The organism is Moraxella lacunata (assembly GCF_002027545.1).
GTDB lineage: Bacteria > Pseudomonadota > Gammaproteobacteria > Pseudomonadales > Moraxellaceae > Moraxella > Moraxella lacunata.
Map to the genome: position 1 here is coordinate 38,901 of NZ_MXAN01000082.1, position 12,743 is coordinate 51,643.

The 12,743-nt window shown below is 49.0% G+C and carries 10 protein-coding genes; all 10 read left to right on the plus strand.

Annotated elements, in window-relative coordinates; genetic code table 11:
• Nucleotides 1-42 precede the first annotated feature (42 nt).
• Genes nuoE through B5J94_RS11230 form a run of 10 tightly spaced genes read left to right on the plus strand, consistent with a single transcriptional unit; the run spans nt 43 to nt 12,708 of the window.
• Entirely contained in the window at nt 43-552 is a 510-nt protein-coding gene (gene nuoE / locus B5J94_RS11185) for an NADH-quinone oxidoreductase subunit NuoE (protein ID WP_062499124.1), read from the plus strand.
• Entirely contained in the window at nt 549-1,967 is a 1,419-nt protein-coding gene (gene nuoF / locus B5J94_RS11190; protein ID WP_062499125.1) for an NADH-quinone oxidoreductase subunit NuoF, read from the plus strand. Before nuoE ends, nuoF begins: the two co-directional genes overlap by 4 nt.
• A 1-nt stretch (nt 1,968) precedes the next feature.
• Nucleotides 1,969-5,085, plus strand: a complete 3,117-nt coding sequence (gene nuoG, locus B5J94_RS11195; RefSeq protein ID WP_062499126.1) for an NADH-quinone oxidoreductase subunit NuoG — start codon at nt 1,969-1,971, stop codon at nt 5,083-5,085.
• Nucleotides 5,086-6,114, plus strand: a complete 1,029-nt coding sequence (gene nuoH, locus B5J94_RS11200) for an NADH-quinone oxidoreductase subunit NuoH (RefSeq protein WP_062499127.1) — start codon at nt 5,086-5,088, stop codon at nt 6,112-6,114.
• Nucleotides 6,115-6,663 (plus strand): NADH-quinone oxidoreductase subunit NuoI, encoded by a 549-nt coding sequence (gene nuoI / locus B5J94_RS11205; protein ID WP_029102048.1) that lies wholly within the window; start codon nt 6,115-6,117, stop codon nt 6,661-6,663.
• Entirely contained in the window at nt 6,660-7,298 is a 639-nt protein-coding gene (gene nuoJ, locus B5J94_RS11210; protein ID WP_062499128.1) for an NADH-quinone oxidoreductase subunit J, read from the plus strand. The genes nuoI and nuoJ overlap by 4 nt, the downstream gene beginning before the upstream one ends.
• 55 nt (nt 7,299-7,353) lie before the next feature.
• Nucleotides 7,354-7,659, plus strand: a complete 306-nt coding sequence (gene nuoK / locus B5J94_RS11215) for an NADH-quinone oxidoreductase subunit NuoK (protein ID WP_062499131.1) — start codon at nt 7,354-7,356, stop codon at nt 7,657-7,659.
• A gap of 6 nt (nt 7,660-7,665) precedes the next feature.
• The gene (gene nuoL / locus B5J94_RS11220) at nt 7,666-9,519 is read left to right on the plus strand and encodes an NADH-quinone oxidoreductase subunit L (protein WP_062499129.1); all 1,854 of its coding nucleotides are present in this window, start codon (nt 7,666-7,668) and stop codon (nt 9,517-9,519) included.
• Between the two features lies 1 nt (nt 9,520).
• Nucleotides 9,521-11,197, plus strand: a complete 1,677-nt coding sequence (gene nuoM / locus B5J94_RS11225) for an NADH-quinone oxidoreductase subunit M (RefSeq protein ID WP_079364139.1) — start codon at nt 9,521-9,523, stop codon at nt 11,195-11,197.
• A complete protein-coding gene (locus B5J94_RS11230) occupies nt 11,197-12,708 on the plus strand; it encodes an NADH-quinone oxidoreductase subunit N (protein WP_062499130.1) in 1,512 nt (503 codons plus the stop codon). Before nuoM ends, B5J94_RS11230 begins: the two co-directional genes overlap by 1 nt.
• Nucleotides 12,709-12,743 lie beyond the last annotated feature (35 nt).

A 12,743-nucleotide genomic window follows, 5' to 3' on the forward strand; every position in this document is an offset into this window, starting at 1 on the left:
ATAAAACCAAAACCGCAAGCTGACGCTAGCACAGGTAACTTTATGAAAATAGTAACCGACAAAACCCCCAAAGTGGACATTCACGCCATTTTAACGCCCCAAGAAATTGACGGCATTCATCATCACATTCATCACTACCCACAACCAAGGGCAGCGGTGCTTGATGCCCTAAAACTCGTCCAAAAACGTAACGGCTGGGTGGACGATGCCCAAGTGGCTGCCATAGCCCATATGCTGTCCATGCCTGTGGCGGACGTGGAGGGCGTGGCGACATTTTTTAACCGCATTTATCGGATGCCGGTGGGTCGCCATGTGATTTTGATTTGCGATTCTATCGCTTGCTATCTGAACGGCTATGAGGCATTGGCGGACGCTTTTAAGCGTGAGCTTGGCATTGATTATGGGCAAACCACAAAAGACGGTCGTTTTACCCTGCTTCCCATTTGCTGTCTTGGCAACTGCGATAAGGGGGCGAGCGTGCTGATTGATGAGGATACTTATGGACCTGTGTTGCCATCTGAGGTCGGTCTATTGTTGGAGCAATACGCATGAATAAACCAAATGTCGCCGAGCAAATCAATGCTCGTAAAAACGGACTTGCCCCAAGCCAACTAAATCGCCAAAAAACCCCAATCTGGGGCGTGGGCTTAGCGGACGGTCAAGCACCGACTTCGCTGACACACCCTTTGACATGGCGACTGTATCATCATGATGCCCTGCTGACATTGGCGGATTATGAAGCCTTGGACGGCTTTGTTGGGCTAAAAAACGCCCTAGCCAAAGACCCAAGAGAAGTAGGCGAGATGATAAAAACCGCCAACGTGCGTGGGCGTGGAGGGGCTGGCTTTAACGCTGGTTTAAAATGGACGTTTATGACTCCGCCTGACGGTGGCGTACGGTATTTGATTTGTAATGCCGATGAAATGGAACCGGGGACGTTCAAAGACCGTCTACTCATGGAGCGGATTCCGTTTCAGCTTATTGAGGGTATGCTCATTACCGCTTATGCCATTGGGGCGAGCGTGGGCTATATCTTTATCCGTGGCGAATATGTCCTAGCCACCGAACGCTTACAAAACGCCATTAACGAATGTATCGCCAATAACTTGCTAGGCGAGGGTATTTTGGGGACGGAGTTTAACTTTGAATTGCACGTCCACACAGGGGCAGGGCGGTATATCTGTGGCGAGGAGACGGCTCTTATCAACTGCTTGGAGGGTCGCCGTGCCAACCCACGCACCAAACCGCCATTTCCCCAAGTATCAGGGGCGTGGGGTCGCCCAACGGTCGTTAATAACGTTGAGACCTTGAACAATATGCCTGCCATTTTGTTAAATGGCGTGGATTGGTATTTATCCTTGCCAAACGCCAAAGGCAAATCACAAACCCCCGGCACCAAGATTATGGGGTGTAGCGGTCGTGTCAAGGACGCAGGGCTGTGGGAAGTGCCGTTTGGCTATACCGCTCGTGAACTCATTGAACTGGCGGGCGGTATGCAGGACGGCTTGACCTTAAAGGCGTGGCTACCCGGCGGAGCGAGCACCGACTTTTTGACGGCAAGCGATGAACACCTTGACCTTGTCATGGATTTTGACCCGATTATGAAGGCAGGAAGTCGCCTTGGGACGTGTCTCATGATGGTCGTGGACGAAACGCAAGACATGGTGAGTTTGTCAAAAAATCTACAACAGTTTTTTCAGCGTGAAAGTTGTGGCTGGTGTACCCCTTGCCGTGATGGCTTACCGTGGGGCGTTAAAATCCTTGATGCCATGGATAACGGACAGGCCCAAGCGGACGACATTGACAAACTCTCCGAGCTGACACGAGATTTGTGGCTTGGCAAAACCTTTTGTGCTCATGCCCCAGGGGCGATGGAGCCACTCATGAGTGCGTTAAAATATTTCCGTCATGAATTTGAACAAAAAGTGAACAACTCAAAACCACAAGACAACAAGGTGGGGGCATAACATGGCAATCCTTCATATAGACGACAAAACCTATGACGTGGACGGCTCGGACAACCTATTGCAGGCGTGTCTGTCGCTTGGCATTGACGTGCCGTATTTTTGTTATCACCCTGCACTTGGTTCGGTGGGGTCGTGCCGTCAATGTGCGGTTAAGCAGTACAATAACGAAGACGATTATAAGGCAGGGCGTGGACGGCTGGTGATGAGCTGTATGATTGCCCCCACGCCAAAGAGTGATACTTGGATTTCGGTGGACGATGCCGAGGCAAAGGCATTTCGCAAAAGCATTGTGGAATACTTGATGACCAATCATCCCCACGATTGCCCAACTTGTGAGGAGGGTGGACATTGTCATTTGCAAGACATGACCTACATGAGCGGACACCGAAAACGCCGTTACCGCTTTACCAAACGCACGCACCACAACCAAGATTTAGGGGCGTTTATCAATCATGAGATGAATCGCTGTATCGCTTGCTATCGCTGTGTACGCTTTTATAAGGATTACGCAGGTGGCACGGATTTTGGGGTGTATGCGTCAAATAACCGTGTCTATTTTGGGCGTGAAGAGAGCGGACAGTTAGAGAGTGAGTTTAGCGGTAACTTGACCGAAGTTTGCCCAACGGGTGTCTTTACCGACAAAACGCATTCTGACCGCTACAACCGTAAATGGGACATGCAATACGCCCCAAGCATTTGCCACGGGTGTTCAAGCGGGTGTAACATCTCGGCAGGCGAGCGTTATGGCGAACTTAGACGCATTGAAAACCGCTACAACCATGACGTAAACGGCTATTTCTTGTGCGACCGTGGGCGTTTTGGCTATGGCTACGTCAATCGTGCTGACCGCCCAACCCAGCCTGTGCAAAATGTGAACGGACAATTTGTCAAAACCAGTGCAAGCCTTGCCGTCGATAGCGTGGCGGAGTTATTAAAAGGCAAAAACGTCATCGGTATTGGTTCGGCTCGGGCAAGTTTGGAGAGTAATTTTGCTCTAAAAAAACTGGTCGGAAGCGATTATTACAGCACAGGCGAGCGAGCGGTTGTCAAAGACGTGGTGGACTTGGGCGTGGAGTTGTTACGCCACAAAGACGTGCATAATGTGTCTTTGGCGGAGATTGAGACGGCGGATAGCGTGTTGGTGCTTGGCGAGGATTTGACCCAAACGGCAAGCCGTGTCGCCTTGTCGGTACGTCAAGCGTCCAAAAACAAAGCCCGCCAAATGGCAACCGCCCTAAAAACCGAGCATTGGCTTGCCGAGCCTGTCAAGCGTATCGGACAAGAGGCGTACAGTCCCATTTATGTGGCGAGCGTGGTGGATACCAAATTATCTGACATCGCCAAAGTGTCTGCCGTTGCCACGCCAAACGACATCGCCAAATTGGGCTTTATGGTGGGCGACATCATCAAAGGCTATGCTGATACGCTAGACGAGATTGGCAAAAGCGAGAATGCCATTTTTGCCAAAGAGCAAGAGCCAAATCTTGTCATTGATGAGAACATGGCAATGGAGCTTTTGGCTCATCACATCGCTTATGATTTGATTATGGCGAACCGTCCGCTTGTCATCACAGGCACCAGCTTGTCATCAAAAGCAATCGTACAAGCGACAGGCTACATCGCCCAAACCTTGACCGCCAAACGTGCCAAAATCGCCCATGTGGAACGTGAATTTGTGGAAGTGCAAAACGCCAAAATCCGTGATGAAGTGGCTCGTCAATTCATTGACCCTGATAAAGATACCAAAACGGACGGCACACACACCACAGAGCGAGACCCCAATGAGTTTGAAAAAGAGCTGTCATCTCGTTTATTAAAAATAAATGCTCTATATGCCGACAAAACAGGCGTGTACGTTGCCATGTCAGAGGCGAATAGCGTGGGCGTAAACTTGCTTGGCGGACAGGCGATAGAAGAAGTGCTGGCAAAAGAATTTGACGCGGTGGTGGTGCTAGAACATGACTTAGCCAACCTTGCCCCAAGCCAATTTGACAAATTGACCGAAAAAACGCTCATCGTGCTAGACCACCAGTCTTATGACTGGCACGCCAAAGCCGACATGGTGCTATCTGGTGCATCATTTGCAGAAAGCGACGGTACGCTCGTGTCTGCCGAAGGGCGAGCAGGGCGGTTTTTTGCCAGTTTTGACAAAAAATATTATGAGCCAAACAGCGAGCTAAAAGACAGCTGGCGTTGGTTACACGCTGTGAATAATGCTTTATCTGGCAACAGTTTGACAAATGGCAATGATGAGCCAACGTGGTATCATCTTGATGATGTCATTGATGAGCTTATCACCGATTATCCACACCTTGCCCAAATCAAAGACGTTGCCCCCGAGTCGGATTATCGCATTACAGGGCTAAAAGTCGCCCGTGAGCCACGCCGTTATTCGGGGCGGACGGTGTTACGCTCGCCCATTTCTATCCACGAACCCATGCAACCTAAGGACTTAGACAGTGGTTTGACGTTCTCCATGGAAGGCTATGTGGGCGACAAAACCGCCCCAAGCCTTATCCCATTTGCGTGGAGTGCAGGCTGGAACTCGCCCCAAGCGTGGAACAAACTCCAAGACAAAGTGGGCGGACGGCTAAAAGGCGGAGATGTCGGCATTCGTCTGTTTGATGAGTTGCCAAAAGTGGAGACGGTATTTGACAAAGCCGAGCTTGACAGCATGATAAGCACGAGCATTTTTGACGGTCGTGCGGTCGTTGTGCCTGTACACAATCTATTTGCAAGCTCGCGCATGGCAAGCCGTAGCCCTGTGGTGGCAAGTCAAATCAAGCCTGCCACATGGACGATAAGCGATGATGATGCCAAGCGTTGGATTATCAAGGCAGGCGATAAGCTAACCCTTGCCCAGCATGGGATAGAGATTACCCTGCCTGTGGACGTGGTGGACTATGTGGCGGACGGCTGTATCGGCTATCCTGACGGGCTTGTGCCGTTTATGGTCGGTGTGCCGACAACCGTCAAAAAGGCAGAAACCGACACGCCTGTCTATGTGCCTGAATATCAAAAAAGCGTGGCAAATCTGGCTAATATCAAGCGTGAAAATATCTTTACGCCAAAAGCTGGGTTTAATAACGCACCGTTAGCAATGCAAGTGGGGGCATAAATGAGTATTCGTGTGATTCCTGATGTGCCGTCATGGCTTGGCGGTTTGTCCTTTGAGTGGTGGTCGCTTATTTTCATGACCGCCCAGACCTTGATTATCTTTTTGGGGCTTGTCATCACGGCAGCACTCATGATTGTCTATGAACGGCGTATGCTTGCCCTGTGGCAAGACCGCTATGGTCCAAACCGTGTGGGCTGGCAAGGGTCGCTACAACTGGTGGCGGATATGTTAAAAATCTTTTTTAAAGAAGACTGGACGCCCAATTTTGCCGACAAACGTCTATTTACGCTCGCCCCTGCCATTGCCATGTTTACCGCTTTGGCAAGTTTTGCCATTATTCCGCTATCGCCCACGCTTGGGGCAGCAGATTGGAACATTGGCATTTTGTTCTTTTTTGCCATGGCAGGGCTTGCTGTGTATGCCGTCATGTTTGGCGGTTGGGCAAGTGCCAATAAGTTCTCGCTCTTAGGCGGACTGCGTTCGGCAGCTCAGACGATTAGCTATGAAGTGTTTTTGGGCTTGTCGCTCATGGGCGTGGTCGCCATGGCAGGCTCGTTTAATTTGCGTGAAATTGTTGAAGCTCAAACAACGGTGTGGAACGTCATTCCGCAGTTTTTGGGCTTTTTGACCTTTGTGGTGGCAGGGGTTGCCGTTACGCACCGGCACCCCTTTGACCAACCAGAAGCCGAGCAAGAGCTTGCCGAGGGGTATCATGTGGAATACTCGGGCATGAAATTTGGTATGTTCTTTATTGGCGAGTATGTCAATGTGGTGGTGATTAGTGCCTTGATGACGTGCTTGTTTTTTGGTGGGTGGCTTGCCCCCTTTAACTTAGACTTGCCCTTTGTTCCGCCTGTGTTTTGGTTTTTGATTAAGACCTTGTTTTTTATGACCTTATTTGTGCTGGCTCGTGGCTCGCTCATGCGTCCACGTTATGACCAAGTGATGAATTTTGGTTGGAAAGTGTGTTTGCCTGTAACCTTGCTAAACCTTTTGGCGACTGCTTTTGTGATTTTGATGGTGAATTAAATGTTTGCAACTTTAAAAAATACGGCGGTGGGCATATTTACCATTGTACGCTCTATGTGGATGGTAAATTCTCATGCCTTGCGTCCACGAGACACGATTTTGTACCCGGAACAGCCTGTGCCTGTACCGCCCCGTTTTCGTGGGCGGATTGTGCTGACCCGAGACCCTGACGGCGATGAACGCTGTGTGGCGTGCAACCTATGTGCGGTGGCGTGTCCTGTGGGGTGTATTAGCCTACAAAAGGCGGAGCGTGAAGACGGTCGTTGGTATCCTGAATTTTTTCGTATCAATTTTAGCCGTTGCGTGTTTTGTGGTATGTGCGAAGAAGCCTGTCCGACTACCGCCATTCAGCTAACCCCTGATTTTGAATTGGGCGAATACAACCGCCAAAATCTCGTTTATGAAAAAGAGCATTTGCTCATTAGTGGCGTGGGCAAATACCCAGAGTATAACTATTATAGAGTAACAGGCATGGCAACAGACGATAAACCCAAAGGGTCGCACGAGCGTGAAGCAGAGCCTGTCAATGTACGGAGTTTGTTGCCATGATTGATGTGTTAAAGGCGTTTTTGGCAAATGGCGATGCGGTGGGCTTTTATACCTTGTCGCTGGTGGCGATTTGGGCAAGCCTAAGGGTGGTTACGCACGCCAATCCCGTCCATGCCATTTTGTCTATGATAGTAAGCCTACTTGCGGTGGCAGGGATTTTCTTTATCATTGGAGCCCCATTTGCAGGCGTGCTTGAAATGATTGTCTATGCTGGGGCGATTTTGGTGCTGTTTGTGTTTGTCATTATGATGTTAAACTTAGGCACGGACACGACAGAAGAAAAGACGTGGCTGACTGCCAATGCGTGGGCGATGCCTGTGTGTCTTATGATGATTGTTGGGGCGGTGCTGATTGGCTTTATTAGCAATCAATACGGCACGGACAAGCCCATGCAATTACAAAGCACCACCATTTCTGCCAAAGATGTGGGTATACGCTTATTTACAGGGTATGTGCTACTTGTGGAGGTGGCGGCATTTTTGCTTTTGGGTGCATTGGTTGCGGCATATCATTTGGGTAAAAAAGCACTTGATGATGAAAACATCAGCCACAGCCAAACATGCCCTGATATCGTCTCTAATACATGGGTAAATCAAGACAAAGAGCAACAGGAGAGAGCCGATGCAAAATTATAATGTAGATACCCTAACCACCCCTTTTGCTCATGAAGTCGTCAAAGTGGCGTCCGATATGGGCGTGCCTGCTCATCATGGGCTGATATTGGCGGCGATACTCTTTGTCATTGGCTTGGTTGGGGTCATGGCAAGACGCAATGTGCTGTTTATGCTGATGAGCTTAGAGATTATGATGAACTCCGCTGCCCTTGCCTTTGTGGTGGGGGGTAATATGTGGGGCAAGGCAGACGGGCAGATTATGTTTATTTTTGTCTTAACACTAGCGGCAGCAGAAGCGGCGATAGGGCTTGCCATACTCTTGCAGTTTTATCATCGGTTTAGAAGCCTTGATGTCAATCATGCCAGTGAATTAAAGGGGTAGGGCGGTATGAATTTGTTAGCATTGACCTTTATTTTCCCCTTGATTGGCTTTTTGATATTAGCCACAGGGCGAGATAGAATTTCAGAAAAACTTGCCACGATGATTGGCGTTGGGGCAATGGGACTGTCAGCGATATGTGCCTTTGTTAGTATTTTTGGCTTTTTGGCAAAGGGACAACAGGCGGTGTCTGTGCCACTTTGGACATGGCTGTCGGTGGGCGATTTTGCTCCCAAATTTGGGCTGTATCTTGATGGATTGTCTGTTACCATGATGGGCGTGATTACAGGCGTGGGCTTTTTGATTCATCTGTTTGCCAGTTGGTACATGAAAGGCGAGACAGGATTTGCCCGTTTTTTTAGTTATCTAAATCTGTTTGTGGCAAGTATGTTACTGCTTGTGCTTGCCGACAACCTATTGCTGATGTATCTGGGCTGGGAAGGTGTGGGTATCTGCTCTTATTTGCTTATCGGTTTTTATTATCACAACCGAGCCAATGGACGGGCGGCTATCAAGGCATTTACCGTAACCCGTGTGGGCGATGTGTTTTTGGCGATTGGGCTGTTTTTGTTGTTTGTGGTGTTTGGCACGCTTGACATGACCGCCATCAATGCCAAAGCAGACACCATGTTCGCTGTCAATGACCCCATGCTCATGCTTATTGTGGCGATGCTTATCGGTGGGGCGTTTGGCAAATCGGCTCAAATTCCTTTGCATACTTGGCTTGCCGATGCCATGGCGGGCCCGACACCTGTTTCCGCTCTTATTCATGCAGCCACCATGGTAACCGCAGGGGTATATTTGATTGCCCGCATGCACCCTTTATTTGTGCTGACCCCCCAGATGCTCCTGTATTGGGTGGGCGGTGTTGGTGCATTGTCCATGCTGGTGGCGAGCTTTTGTGCGTTGGCACAGACCGACATCAAGCGTGTGCTTGCTTACTCTACCATGAGCCAGCTTGGTTATATGTTCATCGCTTTGGGCGTGGGGGCGTGGCAAGTGGCGATTTTTCACTTGATGACGCACGCATTTTTTAAAGCGTTGTTATTCCTAGCCAGTGGGGCGGTGATTATTTCCACTCATCATGAGCAAAATATCTTTAAGATGGGCGGTCTGCGTAAAAAAATCCCCCTTGTGTTTTGGTCGTTTGTCGTTGGTGGTGGGGCGTTGGTTGCCTTGCCCTTTATCACGGTTGGCTTTTATTCAAAAGAAGCGATTTTGTGGGAGACTTATGCCACAGGACATATGAGTCTGTTTTGGGCAGGCGTGTTTGGGGCGTTTTTGACGGCTGTTTATACTTTCCGTTTGATTTATCTTGTGTTCTTTGGACAAGAAAAAACGCATGGTGAGGCTTTAAAAGGAATAAGTTACGCCTTGCCTTTGATGGTGCTACTTGTGCTATCGACAGGGCTTGGAGCGTTAATTCACCCGCCTTTGGCAAATGTCCTGCCAGCGAGCGTGGGTAGCACCCTAACAGACGGCAAGCATACTGCTGAGATTATCGCGGTGGGCGTAACCGCACTTGGCTTGGCGATGGCGTACTTTTTGTATGTGCTTGACAAGGGTAAGATTTTGACAAAATGGACAAATTCTGCCTTTGGTGGGGCGTGTACTTATTGGTGCTATCACGGGCTGGGCTTTGATGCTCTTTATGATATTGTATTTGTTAAGCCGTTTTTGGCAATTTGCAAATTCCTAAAAAAAGACCCTGTGGACAAGCTGTGGCATATCCTGCCCTTTGGGGTCAAACTTGGCAACAAGCTGTTGGTAAAAACCCAAACAGGGCGACTTGGCACGCACGCTGTGAGCTTTGGCGTGGGGCTTGCTGTGGTACTAATCTTGGCAATGATGATGGTGGTATAAGATGATAGAGCAAACATGGCTTTTGCCAAGTCTAATTGCAATCCCGTTGATTGCAGGATTTTTGTGTTGGTTATTTGAAAAAAAGGACGCACGACTGCCCAGATGGGTGGCACTTATTGGCATGACATTGACCTTTGTGCTGTCGCTCGTGCTGTATGCCAAAGGCGACTTTGGGGTGTTAAATGCCAGCACCGACAGCAGTCTGCCTTGGGCGGCAACCTTTGAAGTGCCTTGGATACCTGCCTTTGGTATCAAATTCGCCTTGGCGATGGACGGCTTGTCTTTACTCATGATTGTCTTGACGGCATTTTTGGGTATCATGGCGGTGGGCTGTTCGTGGGGCGAGATTAAGCACCGTGTGGGATTTTTTCACCTAAACCTACTGTGGTCGTTGGGCGGTGTCATCGGTGTCTTTTTGGCGATTGATTTGTTTTTGTTTTTCTTTTTTTGGGAAATGATGCTGCTGCCCATCTACTTTTTGATTGCCCTATGGGGGCATGATGTGCGTGATACTAATGGCAATATCATCAAGCCAAAATCGGCTGCCGCCACCAAGTTTTTTATTTATACCCAAGCGTCTGGGCTTATCATGTTCATTGGTATCAGTATGCTTGTGCTTATCAATTTTGCCCAAAAAGGCGTGCTAAGTTTTCATTATGAAGACCTGCTTGGCACCTATCTTGGCAAATACGAATACTTGATTATGCTGTGCTTTTTTGTGGGCTTTGCAGTCAAATTACCCGTTTTCCCATTGCACGGCTGGCTCCCTGATGCCCACGCCCAAGCCCCAACGGCAGGTTCGGTGGACTTGGCAGGGATTTTGATTAAGACGGCGGCATTTGGTTTGCTTCGCTTTGTGATTCCGCTTTTTCCAAATGCGTCTGCCGAGTTTGCTCCCATTGCCATCACGCTTGGCATGATTGGGGTGTTTTATGGGGCGTTTTTGGCGTTTGCCCAGACCGACATCAAACGCCTGCTTGCCTATACGTCTGTGTCGCACATGGGCTTTGTCGTGCTTGCCATCTATGCTGGCACGTTGGTGTCGTTGCAGGGCTTGATGGTGCAAATGCTCGCTCACGGCCTATCGAGTGCGGCACTCTTTATTATGGCAGGGCAAGTGTACGAACGCTTGCACACTCGTGATATGACGGTCATGGGTGGTATGTGGGGTCAGTTTCGCTATCTTGCTCCGTTTATGATGTTCTTTTGTGCCGCCCTTTTGGGTATCCCTGGTACGGGCAACTTCATTGGCGAGATTTTGATTTTGATGGGGTCGTTCAAGGCGTATCCTGTCATCAGCGTGCTATTGACCGTGAGTTTTGTGTGGGCGGGGCTTTATGCACTTATTTTGATTCACAAGGCGTTGTTTGGCGACAACACCACGCCCCATCTGCACGCCTTATACAAGGCAAAAGACGACACCGCCAAGCCTTTGCGTGATTTGGGTGGGCGAGAGCTGTCTTTGCTTGGTGTGTTGGCGGTGGGGCTTGTTTGGCTTGGGCTGTATCCACAACCCGTCCTAAACAAATCCGAGCAAGCAATGAGCTATATCAGCACCAAAATGCCCGATAGATATTCGGACGTGGATACCGCCATTGCAGGGCTAAAAGGCAATCAAAAGCCCATCTCGCCAGAAATTGTGCCGCAAGTCATTGAAATTAACCAAGGGGGCAACTAATGAGTGTATCTATTGAGTTTTCGTCTTTGCTCCCGTTGCTCCCTGCCATGATATTGGGCGTGGCGGTGCTTGTGGTCATGCTTACTATCGCCATCAAACGCTCACACAGTCTGATTGTTGGCTTGACTGCCCTTGGACTAAATGGGGCGTTGGCGGTGCTACTGTTGCAGTTTTTTGAAAAATTGCCCACTCATGTCAATCGGGGCGATGTCATGGGGCTGTTTTTGGTGGACGGCTTTGCCTTGTTTAATAGCCTTATCATCATCGTTTCGGCTTTGGCGTGTGTTACGTTATCGTATCGCTATTTTCAAAGTTTTAATAACAACAAAGAAGAGCTGTATCTGCTTCTTTTGACAAGTACGCTTGGGGCGGTTTTGATGACCTCATCTCATCATCTTGCCTCCTTTTTTGTCTCATTAGAGCTTTTGTCTGTACCCATGTATGGCATGCTAAGTTTTGCTTATCTAAAACAAAAATCCTTAGAATCGGGGCTAAAATACCTGATTTTATCGGCCACTGCTTCGGCGACTTTGCTCATGGGTATGGCACTGATTTTTGCAGCAACAGGTGAGCTTGGCTTTACCCATCTTGGAGAGGCTTTGATGGCAGGTTTTGGGATACTGCCTTTGTTTGTGGTTGGGGCGGTCATGATGGTGGCAGCAGTTGCTTTTAAGTTATCGCTTGCACCATTTCATGCGTGGGCAGGCGATGTGTATCAAGGTTCTCCTGCCCCTGTTACGGCATTTTTGGCAAGCGTGGGTAAGGTAGCGGTGGTTGCCCTTACCGTGCGTTTTTTGCTGACAAGTGCAGCTCCTGCCATATCAGCTATTGATGCGATATTGGTTGCCATTGTTGGGGTGTCTATCATGGCAGGGAACTTGCTTGCTCTGACTCAAACCAACCTAAAACGCCTGCTTGCGTTCTCATCTGTGGCACATATGGGTTATGTGCTGATTCCTCTCATCGCCACAGGGGCAACGGCAGATGCTGACAGTGTAATCAGTATGTATGTGCTTATCTATGCCTTATCCTCTGTTGGGGCATTTGGGGTGATTGTGCTGATGACAGGAGCGTACGGTGAAACCGACCGCAATAGAGCAACCCAAGAGATAGAAGATGAAGCGGACAGCATGGCGGTTTATCAAGGGTTGTTTTGGCGAAGACCTGTGCTGACAGCAGTTTTGACGGTGATGATTCTGTCCATGGCAGGCATGCCACTTACCGCAGGATTTATCACCAAAATGCAGGTACTGTTCGCTGCCATTCAAGGTGGGCGATTTGGACTTGCCTTTATGGTGGTTTTGGGCAGTGCCATCGGACTTTATTATTACCTAAAAGTGCTGCTTATCATGTTCAAACGCCCAATGACCATCGTGCCTTTTGATGTGCCAAGCAACTGGCGTGTCAAGGCAGGGGGGTTGGTGCTGATTCTTATCACGGCATTTATTTTTGTGATGGGGATTTTGCCAAACACGCTCTTTAAAATGGCAATTTTGGCAATTTTGGGGTAAATAAAAACAAGCACTTAGTGAACCGACCCCCAAAT